The sequence below is a fragment of the Janthinobacterium sp. OK676 genome, assembly GCF_900103595.1.
Taxonomy (GTDB): Bacteria; Pseudomonadota; Gammaproteobacteria; order Burkholderiales; family Burkholderiaceae_D; genus Janthinobacterium.
Genome location: NZ_FNHA01000003.1, coordinates 82,363 through 99,983 on the forward strand (window position 1 = coordinate 82,363; position 17,621 = coordinate 99,983).

15 protein-coding genes and 1 pseudogene are annotated in these 17,621 nt (G+C 61.3%); 7 read left to right on the forward strand and 9 right to left on the reverse strand.

What is annotated here, in order from left to right:
- The first annotated feature begins 50 nt into the window (after nucleotides 1–50).
- From aroQ to BLU39_RS07285, 6 genes are all read left to right on the forward strand, one after another.
- A complete protein-coding gene (gene aroQ, locus BLU39_RS07260; protein WP_034746628.1) occupies nucleotides 51–488 on the forward strand; it encodes a type II 3-dehydroquinate dehydratase in 438 nt (145 codons plus the stop codon).
- Between the two features lie 91 nt (nucleotides 489–579).
- A complete protein-coding gene (gene accB / locus BLU39_RS07265) occupies nucleotides 580–1,044 on the forward strand; it encodes an acetyl-CoA carboxylase biotin carboxyl carrier protein (protein ID WP_046684231.1) in 465 nt (154 codons plus the stop codon).
- A 101-nt stretch (nucleotides 1,045–1,145) separates the two neighbouring features.
- On the forward strand, nucleotides 1,146–2,561 hold the full coding sequence (accC, locus tag BLU39_RS07270) for an acetyl-CoA carboxylase biotin carboxylase subunit (protein WP_092711494.1): 1,416 nt from the start codon (nucleotides 1,146–1,148) through the stop codon (nucleotides 2,559–2,561).
- Nucleotides 2,558–3,502 (forward strand): 50S ribosomal protein L11 methyltransferase, encoded by a 945-nt coding sequence (gene prmA, locus BLU39_RS07275; protein ID WP_092711496.1) that lies wholly within the window; start codon nucleotides 2,558–2,560, stop codon nucleotides 3,500–3,502. The genes accC and prmA overlap by 4 nt, the downstream gene beginning before the upstream one ends.
- 8 nt (nucleotides 3,503–3,510) lie before the next feature.
- A complete protein-coding gene (locus tag BLU39_RS07280) occupies nucleotides 3,511–4,728 on the forward strand; it encodes a DUF3426 domain-containing protein (RefSeq protein ID WP_175539234.1) in 1,218 nt (405 codons plus the stop codon).
- Between the two features lie 11 nt (nucleotides 4,729–4,739).
- Nucleotides 4,740–5,678, forward strand: a complete 939-nt coding sequence (locus tag BLU39_RS07285) for a carbohydrate kinase family protein (RefSeq protein ID WP_034746615.1) — start codon at nucleotides 4,740–4,742, stop codon at nucleotides 5,676–5,678.
- Nucleotides 5,679–5,776: 98 nt separating this feature from the next.
- Here the strand turns inward: BLU39_RS07285 and BLU39_RS07290 are convergent, their stop codons facing one another.
- Nucleotides 5,777–6,310 (reverse strand): YggT family protein, encoded by a 534-nt coding sequence (locus BLU39_RS07290; protein WP_034780256.1) that lies wholly within the window; start codon nucleotides 6,308–6,310, stop codon nucleotides 5,777–5,779.
- A gap of 253 nt (nucleotides 6,311–6,563) precedes the next feature.
- On the opposite strand from BLU39_RS07290, the gene BLU39_RS28535 reads away from it, so the two are divergent.
- The gene (locus BLU39_RS28535; protein WP_157808826.1) at nucleotides 6,564–7,598 is read left to right on the forward strand and encodes a hypothetical protein; all 1,035 of its coding nucleotides are present in this window, start codon (nucleotides 6,564–6,566) and stop codon (nucleotides 7,596–7,598) included.
- 835 nt (nucleotides 7,599–8,433) lie between these two features.
- On the opposite strand, the pseudogene BLU39_RS07300 reads toward BLU39_RS28535, so the two are convergent.
- The 8 genes and pseudogenes from BLU39_RS07300 to BLU39_RS07335 all read right to left on the reverse strand — a co-directional run.
- Nucleotides 8,434–8,778, reverse strand: a pseudogene (locus tag BLU39_RS07300) (ribonucleotide-diphosphate reductase subunit beta); the annotation flags it as partial.
- A 92-nt stretch (nucleotides 8,779–8,870) separates the two neighbouring features.
- Nucleotides 8,871–10,022 carry a ribonucleotide-diphosphate reductase subunit beta gene (locus BLU39_RS07305; RefSeq protein ID WP_034780261.1) on the reverse strand — a complete coding sequence of 384 codons (1,152 nt, stop codon included), beginning with the start codon at nucleotides 10,020–10,022 and terminating at the stop codon, nucleotides 8,871–8,873.
- A gap of 118 nt (nucleotides 10,023–10,140) precedes the next feature.
- Nucleotides 10,141–13,092 carry a ribonucleoside-diphosphate reductase subunit alpha gene (locus BLU39_RS07310; RefSeq protein WP_092711501.1) on the reverse strand — a complete coding sequence of 984 codons (2,952 nt, stop codon included), beginning with the start codon at nucleotides 13,090–13,092 and terminating at the stop codon, nucleotides 10,141–10,143.
- 392 nt (nucleotides 13,093–13,484) lie between these two features.
- Nucleotides 13,485–14,096, reverse strand: coding sequence for a 1,6-anhydro-N-acetylmuramyl-L-alanine amidase AmpD (gene ampD, locus BLU39_RS07315; protein WP_092711503.1), 612 nt, complete (start codon nucleotides 14,094–14,096; stop codon nucleotides 13,485–13,487).
- Nucleotides 14,074–15,153 carry a sigma 54-interacting transcriptional regulator gene (locus BLU39_RS07320; RefSeq protein ID WP_368087023.1) on the reverse strand — a complete coding sequence of 360 codons (1,080 nt, stop codon included), beginning with the start codon at nucleotides 15,151–15,153 and terminating at the stop codon, nucleotides 14,074–14,076. Before BLU39_RS07320 ends, ampD begins: the two co-directional genes overlap by 23 nt.
- Before the next feature lie 119 nt (nucleotides 15,154–15,272).
- Nucleotides 15,273–15,533 (reverse strand): PP0621 family protein, encoded by a 261-nt coding sequence (locus tag BLU39_RS07325; protein WP_092711507.1) that lies wholly within the window; start codon nucleotides 15,531–15,533, stop codon nucleotides 15,273–15,275.
- Entirely contained in the window at nucleotides 15,530–16,333 is an 804-nt protein-coding gene (gene ccsA / locus BLU39_RS07330; protein ID WP_092711509.1) for a cytochrome C assembly family protein, read from the reverse strand. Before ccsA ends, BLU39_RS07325 begins: the two co-directional genes overlap by 4 nt.
- A gap of 231 nt (nucleotides 16,334–16,564) precedes the next feature.
- The gene (locus tag BLU39_RS07335; protein ID WP_254788939.1) at nucleotides 16,565–17,503 is read right to left on the reverse strand and encodes an ABC transporter substrate-binding protein; all 939 of its coding nucleotides are present in this window, start codon (nucleotides 17,501–17,503) and stop codon (nucleotides 16,565–16,567) included.
- Nucleotides 17,504–17,621 lie beyond the last annotated feature (118 nt).

Consider the following 17,621-nt stretch of genomic DNA (forward strand, 5'->3'; position numbering starts at 1 on the left):
GTATCTTTGGCGGCAAAATGCGGAACTTTCGCTAAAACGGTCTTCCATACATGGCAAAAAACCTCCTTCTGCTCAACGGTCCCAACCTGAATTTGCTGGGAACGCGCGAGCCTGAGGTCTACGGCGCCAGCACCTTGGCCGATATCGAGCAGGCAGCAATGGCGCAAGCCATGGCGGCCGGCGCCGACCTGGTCTGCTTTCAAAGCAACCACGAAGGCGCGCTGATCGACCGCATCCATGCCGCGCGAGCGGAAGGGATCGATGCCATCGTCATCAATCCGGGCGGCCTGACCCATACCAGCGTTGCCTTGCGCGATGCGCTGGCCGGGGTCGCCATCCCGTTCGTGGAAGTCCATATCTCGAATATTTATCAGCGCGAAACGTTTCGACATCACTCATTTCTCAGCGCGATCGCGCAGGGGACGATCTGCGGGCTAGGTATCGATGGATATCGGTTTGCCATCGACTTTGCGCTTAAAAAACGTTAATCTACGCGATCTGCACGCATTTAGCGCGGCGATAGGTTCTTGGACATCACCGCATCACTCAAAAAACAAACTACATTCCTAGGGGTTTTACATGGATCTACGAAAACTCAAGACCTTGATCGACCTGGTCGCCGAATCGGATATCGCAGAGCTGGAAGTTACCGAAGGCGAAAGCAAGGTTCGCATCGTCAAATCGTCGGCCATGCCGCAAAACCAGATGGTCATGATGCAGCCGCAAGGCATGCAAGCCCAATACCAGCCAGCCGCGCCAGCCGCCGCTCCTGCTGCGGCAGCCGCCGTCGTGGTCGCCGCCGAGCCAACGGGCTATGTGGTCAAGTCGCCGATGGTCGGTACCTTCTACCGCTCCTCCGCTCCTGGCAGCGCCGCCTATGTTGAAGTGGGCTCGACCGTCAAGGAAGGTGATACCCTGTGCATCATCGAAGCGATGAAGCTGCTCAATGAAATCGACTCCGACAAAGCCGGCGTCGTGACCCAGATCCTGGTCGAAAACGGCCAGCCGGTCGAATTCGGTCAACCCTTGTTTGTGATCGGCTAAAACCCAGTCCACACGGCCGGCAACGGCCGTTTGCAGTTTTAGCCCCTCACACTTGTTGTTTCGCCGGCTCGCCGGCTCTCACAGACATACGCGAACCTACCATGTTTGAAAAAATCCTGATTGCCAACCGTGGTGAAATTGCCCTCCGTATTCAGCGCGCCTGCCGCGAAATGGGCATCAAAACGGTTGTAGTCCACTCCGAAGCCGACAAGGACGCGAAATACGTCAAGCTGGCCGACGAATCCGTTTGTATCGGGCCGGCACAGTCCGCCCTGAGCTATCTGAACATGCCCGCCATTATCAGCGCCGCTGAAGTGACGGATGCACAAGCGATTCACCCAGGCTACGGTTTCCTGTCGGAAAACGCCGACTTTGCCGAACGCGTCGAGAAATCGGGCTTCGTCTTCATCGGCCCCCGCTCGGAATCGATCCGTTTGATGGGCGATAAAGTATCGGCCAAGCAAACCATGATCAAGGCCGGCGTACCCTGCGTCCCGGGCTCGGAAGGCGCGTTGCCGGACGATCCGAAAGCGATCGTGCAAATTGCCCGCAAGATCGGCTACCCGGTCATCATCAAGGCTGCCGGCGGCGGTGGCGGACGCGGCATGCGCGTCGTGCACACGGAAGCGGCCCTGATCAACGCCGTGGCGATGACCAAGACGGAGGCCGGCACGGCTTTCGGCAACCCTGAAGTGTATATGGAGAAGTACCTGGAAAATCCGCGCCACGTGGAAATCCAGATCCTCGCCGACGAACACAAGAACGCCGTCTGGCTGGGCGAGCGCGACTGCTCCATGCAGCGCCGCCACCAGAAAGTGATCGAAGAAGCACCCGCGCCGGGCATCCCGCGCAAGCTGATCGAGAAAATCGGCGACCGTTGCGCCGAAGCTTGCCGCAAGATCGGCTACCGCGGCGCCGGCACGTTTGAATTCCTGTACGAAAACGGCGAGTTTTATTTCATTGAAATGAATACCCGCGTGCAAGTGGAGCATCCCGTCACCGAGATGATCACCGGCATCGACATCGTGCAAGAACAGATCCGCATCGCCGCCGGCGAAAAACTGCGCTACCGCCAGCGCGACGTGCTGCTGTCGGGCCACGCCGTCGAGTGCCGCATCAATGCGGAAGATCCATTCAAGTTCACGCCGTCACCAGGCAAGATCGTCTCGTGGCATGCACCGGGCGGCCCCGGCATCCGCGTCGATTCGCACGCCTACGCCGGCTACTACGTGCCGCCGCATTACGACTCGATGATCGGCAAAGTGATCGCTTACGGCGCCACGCGCGAGCAAGCGATCCGCCGCATGCAGATCGCCCTGTCCGAAATGGTGGTCGAAGGCATCAACACGAACATCGCCCTGCACCGCGAACTGATGATCGACGCGCGCTTCATCGAAGGCGGCACCAATATTCACTATCTGGAACAGAAGCTGGCCGACATGCCGGACCTGGGCAAGAATCTGAATAGCGGCAGCCCCAGCATCGCCAAGAAATCCGAAATCAAGGCGGGCGCATGAGCTGGACGGAAATCGTCATCGAAATCGCCCGTGACAACGCCGAGGCCATGTCCGACGCGCTGATGGAAGCGGGCGCCCTGTCGGTGTCGGTGGAAGACGCCGATGAAGGCACGGAAGCCGAGCAACCGCTGTTTGGCGAACCCGGCATGGAACCGAAGGAAGCGGCGTGGGAACGCAGCCGCGTCGTGGCGCTGACGGACGTCGACGCCGACCAGGCCGCCATCGTGGCCGCTGCCGCGCAAGCGGTCGGCATGGCGGAAGCGCCAGCGTTCACCGTGCGCCCCGTGGAAGAGCAGGACTGGGTGCGCCTGACGCAGTCGCAATTCGCGCCTATTCACATCGGCAAGAATATCTGGGTCGTGCCCAGCTGGCACGAGGCACCGGATCCTGACGGCCTGATCCTGGAACTGGACCCGGGCCTGGCCTTCGGCACGGGCAGCCACCCGACCACGCGTCTGTGCATGGAATGGCTGGAAGCCAATCCGGCCCCAGGCAAGACCGTGCTCGACTACGGTTGCGGTTCCGGCATCCTGGCCATGGTGGCCAAGAAACTGGGCGCGCAAACGGTGGCCGGCGTCGATATCGACCCGCAAGCGATCGAATCGGCGCGCGACAATGCAGAACGCAACCAGTGCGACATCGAATACTTCTTGCCAGACACGTTTGCCACCTCGGCACACGCCGCGGCCAAGTTTGACATCGTCGTCGCCAACATCCTGTCGAGCCCATTGAAGCTGATGGCGCCGATGCTGTCCGGCCGTGTCGCCGATGGCGGCGCCCTGATCCTGTCCGGCGTGCTGGCACGCCAGGCGGAAGAAGTGGCCGCTGCCTACGCACCGTTCATCGAGCTGGGTGTATGGGCCGAGCAAGACGGCTGGGTGGCCCTGCATGGCCGCCTGGGTGCAACGCAAGCGCCTGCGCCCCGCGCGGAAGGTGCATAAGCACAGCAATGGCCCTCGCCACCAAATGCCCCCATTGCAACACGATATTTCGGGTCGCTGCTGACCAATTGAAGTTACGTGGGGGCATCGTGCGCTGCGGCACGTGCAGGGAAGTGTTTGACGGCAATGCCGCGTTGGTCGATCCAGCCGCGGCATCGCCGTTTTTAACATCGGCCCCCGGCACTGCCGTCCCGCTGCCGGACAGTTACCCTTCCGACAACAGCCTGCCGTCCGTCACGGACGACGAACCCATCTATTCCCTCGACTTCGACACCTCATTCGACCCGTTCGGCATCTTGCCGGAAACGGCGCAGCTGAAGGACGACGCCAACGATGGCGAGCACATCGAGCTGGACCTCAACGTGGGCCTGCCCGACGAGGCGCCGGCCGCCACGCCCGTTGCCGAGCCGCTCGATGTACCGGAACCTGAAGAAACACCGGCAGAGCCGCCCGAAGCACCGTTGCCCCAGCCGATGGCGCCCTTCAAGCGCCGCCAGGTCGATGACGCGCCCGCCTTCGCCACATATTTGCGCGACAGCCGCCGCGAACCGAACCTGGAAGCGGTGGCAACCCCGATCATCCCAACCGAAAAAGTCAGCCTGGACAAGCCTGCCCCCGCGCGCCGGGAACCCACGCTGGCCGACCACTCGTTCGCAGCGCTGCCCGCCGACGCCAGGGAAGAGCCAGTGCTGCCCCCAGCCGATGACGAGCCGGCCTTCGTCACCCAGGGACGGCGTCGCGAACAGAGCGGCAAGGCCTTGCGCGTGGCCATGGCCGCCGGCTCGGCAGTGCTGCTTTTGCTGCTATTCCTGCAAGTAATGACCACCTTCCGCAATCCGCTGGCGGCGCAGTTTCCGCAGTGGAAGCCGACCCTGGTGGCGCTGTGCAAGCTCAGTGCTTGCCAGGTCGACTTGCCCGCGCAGATCGAGGCGCTGGCCATCGAGCAGGGCGAGTTGCAAACCATCAAGGAACAAACCTTTTCCTACGTCTCGCTGCTGCGCAACCAGAGCCGCAGCGTGCAAGCCTGGCCCAGCATCGAACTGACACTCAACGACGCCAACGACAAGCCCGTCTTGCGCCGCGTGATCGCGCCGCGCGACTATCTGCCAGCCAATATCGACGTGAGCAAGGGCTTTGCGCCGCGCTCGGAACAAACCATCAAAGTGTATTTTGCATTAGACCAGCTTACGGCGTCTGGCTACCATATCGCCATCTTTTACCCTTAACCGACACTATCATGACCAAAACATCGCTGATCTGCGGCTCGCTTGCCACCGACACCATCATGCAATTCCCCGGCCGCTTCGGCGAATCCCTGCTGGCCGACCAATTGCACAAGGTAAACGTGTCCTTCCTCGTGCCCACCATGCGCACGGAGTTCGGCGGCTGCTCGGGCAACATCGCCTACAGCCTGAAAATGCTGGGCGGCGACCCGCGCATCGTCGGCGTCATGGGCCAGGATAGCGCCGCCTACCTGGAGCGCCTGCAAAAGCTGGGCATTTCCACCGCCAACATCCTGATCAAGGCCGACAGCTACAACGCGCAGTGCTTCGTCACGGCCGATGCCGACAATAACCAGATCAACGCTTTCCACCCGGGCGCCATGTCGTTTGCGCATGAAAACCCGATTGCCAATGCGGGCCCGGCCAAGGTCGCCATCATTTCGCCAGACGGCGACCAGGGCATGCTCAAGCACGCTGCCGACCTGGCCGAGCTGGGCATCCCCTTCATGTTCGACCCGGGCCAACAGTTGCCACGTTTCAATGGCGAACAGTTGATCGACTTCATCAACAAAGCCACGTATGTGTCGGCCAACGATTATGAAATGGAAATGTTGATGGAACGCACGGGCTTGACCCTGCCGGACATCGCCAGCCGCCTGGAAGCGCTGATCGTCACGCGCGGCGAAAAGGGTTCGGAAATCTATACGGACGGCAAGCGCATCGACATTCCTGTCGTGACCGCCAAGGAAGTGCTGGACCCGACCGGCTGCGGCGACGCCTACCGTGCCGGCTTGCTGTTCGGCATCACCAACGACCTGGGCTGGGAAACCAGCGGCCGCCTGGCCAGCCTGCTGGGCGCCATCAAGATCGCCACCCAGGGCGCGCAAAACCACGTATTTACGCCGGAAAGCATCGCCGATCAGTTCGAAGCGGCCTTCGGTTACCGCTATTAATCCAGCAAAGCCCGATTAAGGCTGGGGTCGGACCCTGAGGGTCCGACCCCGGTATCTGCATTTGGGGTTCTAAACTGCCAACCAGATCCCCTCTCGTTTTACCTCACCACAATAATCATCCCCACCAGCACTTGCGCGATCTGCAGCAGGATCAGCGCGACCAGCAGCGACAAATCCAGACTGCCGACGAGCGGCACGACCTTGCGGATCGGACGCAGCAGCGGTTCGTTCAGGGCCCGTACGAACGGCGCCAGCGGCGCATGCGGGTTAACCCAGCTGAAGATGGCTTCGATGATCAGCAAGGCCATGAAACCGTAGAGTATCCATTGCAGGAAGCGTTGCAGCGACTTGAGCAGCACCACTTCGACGGGATAGCCGGAAATAAACAGGACCGAGCTGGCCAGCAGCACGATCAGGAAGGCGCCGATCAGGCTGGCCCAGTCATACCCGCCCACGCCCGGCACCACGCGGCGCAGGGGGCGCACCAGCCAGTCGGACAATTGAAACGTGAATTGCGCCACCGACGAGGGCGGCCGCACGCGCACCGCCTGCATCCAGAAGCGCAGCAGCAACACGCCGCCCAGCAAGGTAGCGATGGTATCAACGATCAATGTAAGGATAACGATCAGCACGACTAATTCTCCAAAAAAAAACCGCTGTGTGATTGAGTCACACAGCGGCGTGTTGCCTCATCCAGGCACCCGTATCGTAGAAATTACGATGGGCGGGTGCTGGTTGGGAATGGCCAGGCTGCAGCCGGTGCCAACACGGTTTTTGCTACAGGTGCGATAGGCGCCGATGGCTTGGCGACAGGAGCTGCCTTCTTCGGTGCGGCCTTTTTAGGCGCGGCCTTCTTGGCGGCTGGCTTGGCGGCCACGGCGGCTGGTGCCGCTGGAGCTGCTGCCGGCGCTGCGGCTGGTGCGGCTGCCGCGACTGGCGCTGCGGCTGCTGGCTTGGCGGCAGGTTTCGCTGCTGCTTTTGCTGCCGGCTTGGCTGCCGGTTTGGCGGCTGGCTTGGCGGCTGGCTTGGCGGCTGGCTTCGCTGCAGCTTTTGCTGCTGGCTTGGCTGCCGGTTTCGCTGCGACCTTGGCAGCAGGTTTCGCTGCTGGCTTGGCTGCCGCTTTTGCTGCTGGCTTGGCTGCTGGCTTGGCTGCTGCCTTTGCCGCTGGCTTCGCTGCTGCTTTTGCTGCCGGCTTCGCTGCTACCTTGGCCGCTGGCTTGGCTGCTGCTTTGGCTGCTGGCTTCGCTGCAGCTTTTGCTGCTGGCTTGGCTGCTGCTTTTGCGGCTGGCTTGGCTGCTGCCTTGGCGACGACTTTTTTCGCTGCTGGCTTGGCTGCCGCTTTGGCTGCCGGCTTCGCTGCTGCCTTGGCTGCAGGTTTCGCTGCCGCTTTTTTCACTGCTGGCTTGGCTGCGGCTTTTGCTGCTGGCTTCGCTGCTGCTTTGGCGGCTGGCTTGGCTGCTGCTTTTGCTGCCGGCTTCGCTGCTGCTTTTGCTGCCGGCTTCGCTGCTGCTTTGGCGACGACTTTTTTCGCTGCTGGCTTGGCTGCCGCTTTGGCTGCTGGCTTCGCTGCTGCCTTGGCTGCAGGTTTCGCTGCCGCTTTTTTCACTGCTGGCTTGGCTGCTGCTTTTGCCGCTGGTTTGGCTGCGGCTTTTGCTGCTGGCTTGGCGGCCGGTTTGGCTGCGGCTTTTTTCGCGACAGGCTTGGCTGCTGCCTTGGCGGCCGGTTTCGCTGCGGCTTTCGCTGCTGGCTTGGCTGCAGGTTTCGCTGCAGGTTTCGCTGCAGGTTTTGCCGCTGCCTTGGCCGCTGGTTTCGCTGCGGCTTTTGCTACTGGCTTGGCAGCCACTTTTGCTGCAGGCTTGGCTGCGGCTTTGGCGGCTGGTTTTGCTGCTGGTTTCGCTGCGGCTTTGGCAGCTGGTTTAGCGGCAACCGTCTTCGCTGCGGCTGCCGGCTTCTTCGCGGCAGGAGCAGCCTTGGCGGCTGGTTTCTTTACTTCTGATTTCTTAGCGGCTGTTGCCATTTGTCTCTCCTTCATCTGAGATGAGAAATTTAAGCTACAAGATTTAAACCCGTCCGACCCACCACAGGGATAGGCCAGGCGAATTATTCATCGGCACAAACGGTCGTTTGCGCTAATGAATTCGGCACCAGCTGAACTGCTGCAACTCCTCACGTTTGCAGCACTTCAGCCATCGTCGGTGCCACCCTGCTTTATCTCGCAGCTGGTGGCAAAGTCTGAATTCGGTCATTCGTTTTCGATGCCGTGCGTTTTTTCGCTCCTCGCATCGCGCTCGCCACAACACCGATACGTCAAATAAAAAACCGCCATGCCTGAAAAAATTCGGGCACGGCGGCAGACGAAAACGGTGTGGTTTTGTGCATATCCGTGTAAATCTGTATCCCTGTTTTGCGAGGTTTTTTCGCTACCGCGCTGGTTAAAAAACCCCGCATTCTAACGCTCGCATTTGCAATCTCATAAAGTACACGAAAACCTTGTCAATGCGCAACCGGCACGACACGTTTTCGCCCGCTTTTTTGCACGATACGCGTGCTATCGCACAATCGCGCGGCAAATGCCGCCGCCAGCGTCTGCGGAAATGATTTTTTGGCTTCGTGATGCGGCCATTCGCGGCATCCGAAAATCCTGGCGCAAGCGTCGTCGCATGGCCCGATGAAGCACGCATTTTTCCGCCGCGATGCACGCGAAAAAAAAGCGCCGTCACGATGACGGCGCTTCCTGGCGTTGACTGAAAAAGGATTACTCCCAGTTCAGCGCACCACCCGTTTGGTACTCGGTCACGCGCGTCTCGAAGAAGTTGCGTTCCTTCTTCATGTCGATCATTTCGCTCATCCACGGGAATGGATTTTCTTCCTGGGCGAACAGCGGCTCAATGCCGATCTGCTGCGCGCGGCGGTTGGCGATGAAGCGCAAATAGCCCTTGAACATCGGCGCGTTCAGACCCAGCACGCCGCGCGGCATGGTGTCTTCCGCGTACGCGTATTCCAGTTCCACGGCTTTCATGAACAGGTCCTTGATCTCTTCGCGGCAGGTCGTCATCCACGGCGGCGGGTTTTCCATCTTGATCGTGTTGATCAAGTAAATGTCCCGCCACAAAAGAAAAGCGCCGTCAGATGACGGCGCTTCGGCAAAACGGGATAAGGCACCCCGCCTTGTATTTTTACTTCAGTACTGGCTTATTCCCAGTTCAACGCACCACCCGTTTGATACTCGGTCACGCGCGTCTCGAAGAAGTTGCGTTCCTTCTTCATGTCGATCATTTCGCTCATCCATGGGAATGGATTTTCTTCCTGGGCGAACAGCGGCTCGATGCCGATCTGCTGCGCGCGGCGGTTGGCGATGAAGCGCAGGTAGCCCTTGAACATCGGCGCGTTCAGACCCAGCACGCCGCGCGGCATGGTGTCTTCGGCGTACGCGTATTCCAGTTCCACGGCTTTCATGAACAGATCCTTGATCTCTTCGCGGAAGGCGGCCGTCCACAACTGCGGATTTTCCATCTTGATCGTGTTGATCAAGTCGATGCCGAAGTTGCAGTGCATCGATTCGTCGCGCAGGATGTACTGGTACTGCTCGGCCGCGCCCATCATCTTGTTCTGGCGGCCCAGCGCCAGGATCTGCGTGAAGCCGACGTAGAAGAACAGGCCTTCCATCAGGCAGGCAAAGACGATCAGGGATTTGAGCAGCTTCTGGTCGTTTTCCACCGTGCCGGTGACGAACGCCGGATCGGTCAGGGTGTTGATGAACGGGATCAGGAATTCATCCTTGTCGCGGATCGACTTGACTTCGTTGTAGGCGTTGAAGATCTCGCCTTCGTCCAGGCCCAGCGATTCGACGATGTACTGGTAGGCGTGCGTATGGATCGCTTCCTCGAACGCCTGGCGCAGCAGGTACTGGCGGCACTCGGGCGCCGTGATGTGGCGGTAGGTGCCCAGCACGATGTTGTTGGCGGCCAGCGAGTCGGCCGTCACGAAGAAGCCCAGGTTGCGCTTGACCAGGCGGCGCTCGTCGTCCGTCAGGCCGTTCGGGTTTTTCCACAGCTCGATGTCGCGCTGCATGTTCACTTCCTGCGGCATCCAGTGGTTGGCGCAGCCGGCCAGGTATTTGTCCCACGCCCATTTGTACTTGAACGGCACCAGCTGGTTGACGTCCGTCTTGCCGTTGATGATGCGCTTGTCGTCCGCATTCACGCGGCGCGCCACTTGCTCGGCGTTCGCTTCGGACGGCTCGGCACCTGCCGGCAGGTTCAATTCGGTATTACCCAGTGGCGCTTGCTGCGCCGGACGCGGCACAGCTGCCGACGTGGTTTCATCATCCCATGACAACGACATATTCTTCTTCCTTTCCATGCCGGCGAGCCGGCGGTCCGCAACAGGCCCGTTGTATCGGACAATGCGGACATTGACAACATTGAATCAGCCCGGAAGCTCCGGGCTGACAACTAAAATCTTACTGGCAGGCTTCGCATTCTTCGAAACCGTCATCACCTGGGCGCAGGTAGCAAGCTTCGCCATCGGCGTCGTCCGCTGCCGCCGCCACTACCGGCGCCACGGCCACCGCTGCTGCCGCCACGACCGCTGCCTGGGCGCTTTGCGCGCTGGCCGACATGCCGCCATCGACTGCCACGGCGTTCAGGGCGCCTGTACGGGAGGTCGATTTCTCCATGTGGGTGGCGGCGATGGTACGCAGGTAGTAGGTGGTTTTCAGGCCACGCAGCCATGCCAGCTTGTAGGTCTCGTCCAGTTTCTTGCCCGATGCGCCAGCCATGTAGATGTTCAGCGACTGGGCCTGGTCGATCCACTTCTGGCGACGCGAAGCCGCTTCCACCAGCCAGCTTGGCGACACTTCGAAGGCGGTGGCGTAGATGTCGCGCAGGTCTTGCGGGATGCGGTCGATCTTCACCAGCGAGCCGTCGAAGTACTTCAGGTCGGAGATCATGACTTCATCCCACAGGTCGCGCGCCTTCAGGTCGCGCACCAGGTAGCCATTGATCTCGGTGAATTCGCCCGACAGGTTCGATTTCACGTACAGGTTCTGGAACGTCGGTTCGATACAGGCCGATACGCCGATGATGTTCGAAATCGTCGCCGTCGGGGCTATCGCCACGCAGTTCGAGTTGCGCATGCCGAACTTGGCGATGCGTTCGCGCACCGGGGTCCAGTCCATGGCCGACGAGGAATCGACTTCCAGGTAGCCGCCGCGCTCTTCGGCCAGCAGTTTGACCGAGTCCTGCGGCAGGATGCCGCGGTCCCACAGGGAACCGGCGTACGATTCATAGCGGCCGCGCTCTTCGGCCAGTTCCGTCGACGCCAGGTAGGCGTAGTAGCAGACGGCTTCCATCGAGGTGTCGGCGAACGACACGGCGGCGTCCGAGGCGAACGGCACGCGCATCATGTGCAGGCAGTCCTGGAAACCCATCACGCCCATGCCGACCGGACGGTGGCGCATGTTCGAGTTGCGCGCCTTGTCGACGGCGTAGTAATTGATGTCGATGACGTTGTCGAGCATGCGCATGGCGGTACGGATGGTCTTGGCCAGCTTGACGTGGTCGATCTTGCCTTCCTTCATGTGCGCCGGCAAGTTCACGGAACCGAGGTTGCAGACGGCGATTTCGTCAGGGCCCGTGTTCAGCGTGATTTCCGTGCACAGGTTCGAGCTGTGGACGACGCCGACGTGCGACTGCGGGCTGCGGATGTTGCAAGGATCCTTGAACGTGATCCATGGGTGGCCCGTTTCAAACAGCATCGACAGCATCTTGCGCCACAGGTCCAGCGCGGCGATCTTCTTGAAGACGCGGATTTCGCCGGCGGCGGCCTTGGCTTCGTAGCCCAGGTAAGCCTGTTCAAAGGCCTTGCCGACCTTGTCGTGCAGGTCCGGCGTGTCCGACGGCGAGAACAGGGTCCAGTCGCCTTTTTCCATGACGCGCTTCATGAACATGTCGGGAATCCAGTTCGCCGTGTTCATGTCGTGCGTGCGGCGGCGGTCGTCGCCCGTGTTCTTGCGCAGATCGAGGAATTCCTCGATATCCATGTGCCAGGTTTCCAGGTAGGCGCAGACGGCGCCCTTGCGCTTGCCGCCCTGGTTGACTGCCACGGCCGTGTCGTTGACCACTTTCAGGAACGGCACCACGCCTTGCGACTTGCCGTTCGTGCCCTTGATGTGGGCGCCCAGGGCGCGCACTGGCGTCCAGTCGTTGCCCAGGCCGCCGGCGAACTTGGCCAGCAGCGCATTGTCCTTGATGGCGTCGTAGATGCCTTCCAGGTCATCGGAGACGGTGCTCAGGTAGCACGACGACAGCTGCGAGCGCAGGGTGCCCGAATTGAACAGGGTCGGGGTCGAGCTCATGAAGTCGAACGAGGACAGCAGGCTGTAGAACTCGATGGCGCGCGCTTCGCGGTCCGCTTCGTTCAGCGCCAGGCCCATGGCCACGCGCATGTAGAACGCTTGCGGCATTTCGATGCGCACGTCCTGGATGTGCAGGAAGTAGCGGTCGTACAGGGTTTGCAGGCCGATGTAGCCGAACTGCAAGTCGCGGTCGGCGACAATGGCTTTGGCCAGGCGCTCCAGGTCGAAACTGGCAAGTACCGGGTTCAGCAGCTCAGCGGCGATACCCTTGGCAATGTATTGCGGGAAATACGTCAGGTATTCGTTAGCAGCGGCCGCTTGCGGCACTTCCTTGCCGAACACTTCCTTGCGCACCGTGTGCAGCAGGATGCGGGCCGTGACCTGGCTGTAGGCCGGGTCTTTTTCCATCAGCGCGCGCGCCGCCAGGATGGCCGACTTGTGCAGCTCTTCGACGGGCACGCCGTCGTACAGGTTTTTCACCGTTTCAGCCAGGATGGCGTCGGCATCGACGTGCTTTTCCAGGCCGGCGCAGGCGGCGTTGATCAGGTCGCGCACTTCCTGCATGTCCAGCAGGCGGCGCACGCCGTTATCCAGCACGTTCAATTGTGGCGCGGTCACTTGCGCGGACGCGCCTTGCGCTTCCTTCTGCAGGCGGCGCTCTTCCATGTGCTTGGCGCGGTACAGCACGTAGGCACGCGCCACGTCGTGCTCGCCCGAACGCATCAGCGACAGTTCCACCTGGTCTTGCACGTCTTCGATATGGAAGGTGCCGCCGCCCGGATGGCGGCGCACCAGCGCGGCGACGACGCCGTCGGTCAGTTGTTCCACCAGTTCGCGGATGCGTGCCGAGGCTGCGCCCTGGCCGCCGTTAACGGCCAAAAACGCCTTGGTCATGGCGATGGCGATCTTCGAAGGCTCAAATGCCACCACCGCGCCGTTGCGGCGGATGATGCGATAGTCGCCCAATGCCGCGCCCGTGCTCGCCACGCTGTTGGCCGCGCCTGGCGCTGGCGATACTGGCGTTGGATGGATGGAAATATCTTGTGGTGATTGCATTGAAGCTCCCGTTGTCAGCTAAAGTCAGCCTGCAGTTTTGCTGCCGCGTGTGTTGTTGAATAGAACGCCCGATGGTCAGGGCTTCTTCAGATATTTGTTGCTAAATAGTAAATTAATAGTGCATAAAACAGCTCAGTAATCCATCTCGCCACACCGCACTGCCCGGCTGGCGCAAAACACGATCAAGGGTGATAAACCGCCAGTTCCAGTGCTGTATCAGCAATCCGGGTAGCTTTGACAATAATTCTGAAAACGTCTGTGATGGCACTACATATAGTCTTTACTTCCAACTTCTGCACTAATTGTAGTGCCCATCGGAGGGGGATGCAATAGTTTTCCGGCATCCGCCGGCGTAATTTTTTGTATTTTCATATACGATTTCGGTTGACTTTTCAGGGCATGGATGGAAAGCCCAATCCCCGCGAAGTAAGCGCTAACGCAGGCTGCCCGCGCAGGGTTTCCATCCAGCATTTTTGATAAAAATGCCAGTCAAAAAACGGCCCCGGATCCGTCTTCCTCCCCGGCGCGATATGTTCGTGGCCGCGCACCTGGGACAGCCCGTGGCGCGCCACCAGCGCCGCCGTCAGCGCCGCCAGCACATGGTATTGCCGCTGCTGGAAAGGCAGGTCGTCCGCGCCTTCCATTTCGATACCGATGGAATAGCCATTGCACTGCGGGCGTCCTTCGAACATGGACACGCCCGCATGCCAGGCACGTTGATCAGTAGAAACATATTGCAACAGCGCACCATCGCGCCGCACAAAAAAGTGCGCCGACACCTGCAAGCCACGCAGGTCGGCGAAAGAAGGATCGGCATTATAATCTACCCGGCCCGTAAACAAGTCCGACACATGCGGTCCGCCAAAGTGGCCGCCCGGCAAGCTGATGTTATGGATCACCAGCAAGTCGACTTGTGCCCCGTCCGGGCGCGCATCGTGGTACGGTGAATCGTAGCGCAGCGCGCCGTCGCACCAGCCGTCTTCATCTATCTTCCATATACTCATCAAGTAGGGCTTCCTGTATCGTCAATTTCTGCATGCGGTAGCGCAACTGGCGCACGCTCAGGCCCAGCTGGCGCGCCGCCCGTGCGCGGTGGTAGCGGGCCTGCACCAGCGCCCGCACGATCATGTCGCGCTCGGCCTGGCGCAAATACACGTCCAGCGGCAGGACGGGGGCCACGCCATGCGCCGCCATGCCGGGCAGGCTCAGTTGCCGTTCCGGCAAGGCCGGCACCGCCGGCGCCGCCCGCAACGGCGTGCCGCCCGCCATGGATGGCAAGGCCAGCCCGTCGAGCGCGATCACGCCGCCGTCGGCAAAGGCCAGCGCCCGCTCCAGCACGTTTTCCAGCTCGCGCACATTGCCGGGAAACGCATACGCACCCAAGGCCGCCAGCACGGGCGGCGCCAGGTTCACGGCACGATGCGGCGACAGGCGCGCGAGGATCACCTCACATAATACCTGCAGATCGCCGCGCCGTTCGCGCAGCGGCGGCAGCGCCAGCTCGATCACATTCAGGCGGTAAAACAGGTCCTGGCGAAACGTGCCGGCGGCCACGCCGCGCGCCAGGCCATGCTGGCTCGCGCACAGGATGCGCACGTCGACGGCTTCGTCGCTACTGCCGCCCAGCTTGCGCACGCGGCGCTCCTGCAGCACGCGCAACAGTTTTACCTGCATGGCCAGCGGCAGATCGTCCACTTCGTCGAGCAGCAGGCTGCCGCCGTGGGCCGCCTGGAACAAACCCTGGCGTTCGTGCAGCGCGCCCGTATAGGCGCCCGGCCGGCAGCCGAAGAATTCGGCCTCCATCAGCGCTTCGGGAATGGCGCCGCAGTTGACGGCGATAAACGGGAAGCCGGCGCGCGCGCCCTGCGCATGGATGGCGCGCGCCGCCAGTTCCTTGCCCGTGCCCGATTCGCCGCGGATGGCCACCGGCGCGCCACAGCGGGCGATGCGGCCGATCTGCGCGCGCAGCGCCTGCATGGGCAGCGAGTTGCCGCTCAGTTGCGGCGCCGGCGGCATGCCGGTGGCGGTCACGGTATCCGGACCAGGATTGGGACGGGACATGGAAGCGCGCCTTTCCGCAATGGCGGCGCCGAACCGCCTCATGCAGATGCTACGCCGGACGGAGGCCGGACGACGTTACGATACGGATGAGCAACGCGAGCGTACCTGCGGGCCTGCCTTTACAAGGTGGCGTGCGCGTGGCTGCAGTAATCGTGGCCCTTGGCCTGCACGTTTTCGGAGGCGGGGTAGTACACGCCGCAGTGGGCGCAGCACAGCATCAGCTCGGCGTCGGGCAATTCCTGCGGCCGCGCGGGCTGCGCAAACGGATTCGGCTGCTGCTGTTGCTGCGCGCGGGCGCGCTGCTGCATGCCACGGAGCTTGCTGCGGATCGCAAACAGCACCAGGAACACCAGCGCCAGCCAGAATAAAACACGTGTCATGCGAATCCTCGGTGTAAAACCACTTCCAGTACAAAACGGCTGCCGACATAGGCCAGCAGCAAGGTGGCGAAACCGGCCAGGGTGAAACTCAGGGCCGTCTTGCCGCGCCAGCCACGGAAGCGCCGGCCTGCCAGCAGCGAGGCGAACAGCAGCCACGACAGCATGGTAAACACGGATTTGTGATCCCAGTTCAAGGCCTTGCCAAACAGTTGTTCGGAAAACACGATGCCCGACAGCACGGTCAGGCTGAGCAAAATAAAACCCAGGCCAATCATGCGGAACAGCAGCTTTTCCATCGTCAGCAGGGCTGGCAGCTGGTCCAGCGCGCTGCCGATGAAGCCGCGGCTCTCGCTGCGCGTATGCAAGCGCGATTCCTGCAGCGCCATCAGCACGGCGTGGAAGGCGGCAATCGTCAGGGTGCTGTAGGCGAGCACGGCCACGGCAATATGCCAGCCGAAGACGGCCGACTTGCCTTCCATGCTGACCTGGCTGCCGGGAAAGGCCCAGGCCAGGCCGATGGCGAGGACGGCGCTGGGCATGACCATGCGGCGCAATCCGTCCAGGCTGAAATTGCGGTTCTCTATCCAGTAAGCGCCCACTGACACCCACAGCGCGGCCGACAGCATGGCGGAAAAGCCGAAGCGCAAGGTCCCCGGCGCCATCAGGTCGAACCACAGGGTGGCGGCGTGGGCCAGCCAGGCGACGCCGGTCAGGCCGGCAATGAGCCGGGCACGGGACGAGGGAAGCACCGCGCACGCCGCGTACAACAGGGCGGCGATGAAAAAGAAATAGATCTGCATAGTTTAAGTTTACACCATAGCCGGCAAGCGCGATTCAAGCGGCAGTATGGGCTGCAGGCAATTCGCCGCCAGCCGATACCGCAAGCCTGCCATGATATCGCGCCTCGGGCGCGGCGGGGTGGCGCACCCTCAAGATTTCGGCAATCTTTCGTACCGCCTGTACATATTAGTATGCCGCAAAAAAATGATGGCCCGCTTAAACGGGCCATCGGACCTTGCCTATCTCCCCGTTTACTTCACGTTCAGGCTCTTTTTCGCCTGCTCCAGCAAGTCCGTCTTGACCCAGTCCTTGGCCACGGGCGGCTTCGTCATGCGGCCCACGCCCGTTTTCACCATCACGTCCGTGGTTACCTGGATATGCTCGGGCGAGATGTCGTACGAATATGGCGAATTGCTGATCGCGTCGTCGAAGTCATCCTTCGTGATCTGGCCGCGGAACACGACTTCGCGCACATATTTTTCCGCCGTCGCCTTGTTGTCGATAAAGGTTTTCGTTGCTTCGACGAAGCAACGCATGAATTTTTCCGCCACGGGACGACGTTCCTTGTAGAACTTTTCCGTCATGACCATGGTCCGCACGGGTTCGCCGATCGGCGTATCGTACGGTTTGATGACTTCGGTGCCGAAACCCTTGTTGATGGCCTGCGACGATTGCGGCTCGGACTGCATCATGGCGTCGATATTCTTGCCCATCAGCGCCTGGTTCAAGTCGGCGTAGGCGAGGAACACCAGTTGCACGTCCTTGCCCTTGGTTTCGGAATACGTCAGGCCCGCCTGCGCCAGCTCGGCCAGCAGCAGCACTTCCTGGATGCCGCCGCGCGTCACGCCCACGCGCTTGCCCTTGAGTTCCTTGACGCTGGCGATCTTTTGCCCCGTGCCCGCCACCAGGCGCGCGCCGCCCTTGGCAAAACCGGCCACGACATAGATGGGCGCGCCGCCGGCGCGGCCGGAAATGGCCGCCTCGGATGCCGTCGCGCCCACGTCCAGCTCGCCGGCGATGATGGCCTGCATCACGTCGAGGCCCTTGGCGAAGATATGCTCTTCGACCTTGATGCCGCACTTGGGCGCGATTTCCTTGATGTACGAGACGGCGCCGTAATGGGCGAATTTCAAGTTACCCAGGCGCACGACTTCCTGCGCCTGCACGGCGCCCATGCCGAAGGCCAGCATGAGGGCGGCGGCGATACCGGTCTTCAACGTTGATTTTTTCTGCATCGGGTTCTCCTGTGGTGGTTGGTATGTGCCCGCAAGGGCACGCGAAACACTGCTTTTATTATCAGGAGATAGT

Bases quoted from the DNA above. Each gene is read 5' to 3' on its own strand.
- aroQ (WP_034746628.1), top strand. From the start codon at position 51: ATGGCAAAAAACCTCCTTCTGCTCAACGGTCCCAACCTGAATTTGCTG.
- BLU39_RS07280 (WP_175539234.1), top strand. From the start codon at position 3,511: ATGGCCCTCGCCACCAAATGCCCCCATTGCAACACGATATTTCGGGTC.
- BLU39_RS07305 (WP_034780261.1), bottom strand. From the start codon at position 10,022: ATGTCGTTGTCATGGGATGATGAAACCACGTCGGCAGCTGTGCCGCGT.
- BLU39_RS07310 (WP_092711501.1), bottom strand. From the start codon at position 13,092: ATGCAATCACCACAAGATATTTCCATCCATCCAACGCCAGTATCGCCA.
- BLU39_RS07320 (WP_368087023.1), bottom strand. From the start codon at position 15,153: ATGTCCCGTCCCAATCCTGGTCCGGATACCGTGACCGCCACCGGCATG.
- BLU39_RS07325 (WP_092711507.1), bottom strand. From the start codon at position 15,533: ATGACACGTGTTTTATTCTGGCTGGCGCTGGTGTTCCTGGTGCTGTTT.
- accB (WP_046684231.1), top strand. From the start codon at position 580: ATGGATCTACGAAAACTCAAGACCTTGATCGACCTGGTCGCCGAATCG.
- ccsA (WP_092711509.1), bottom strand. From the start codon at position 16,333: ATGCAGATCTATTTCTTTTTCATCGCCGCCCTGTTGTACGCGGCGTGC.
- accC (WP_092711494.1), top strand. From the start codon at position 1,146: ATGTTTGAAAAAATCCTGATTGCCAACCGTGGTGAAATTGCCCTCCGT.
- ampD (WP_092711503.1), bottom strand. From the start codon at position 14,096: ATGAGTATATGGAAGATAGATGAAGACGGCTGGTGCGACGGCGCGCTG.
- BLU39_RS07335 (WP_254788939.1), bottom strand. From the start codon at position 17,503: ATGCTGGCCTTCGGCATGGGCGCCGTGCAGGCGCAGGAAGTCGTGCGC.
- BLU39_RS07285 (WP_034746615.1), top strand. From the start codon at position 4,740: ATGACCAAAACATCGCTGATCTGCGGCTCGCTTGCCACCGACACCATC.
- prmA (WP_092711496.1), top strand. From the start codon at position 2,558: ATGAGCTGGACGGAAATCGTCATCGAAATCGCCCGTGACAACGCCGAG.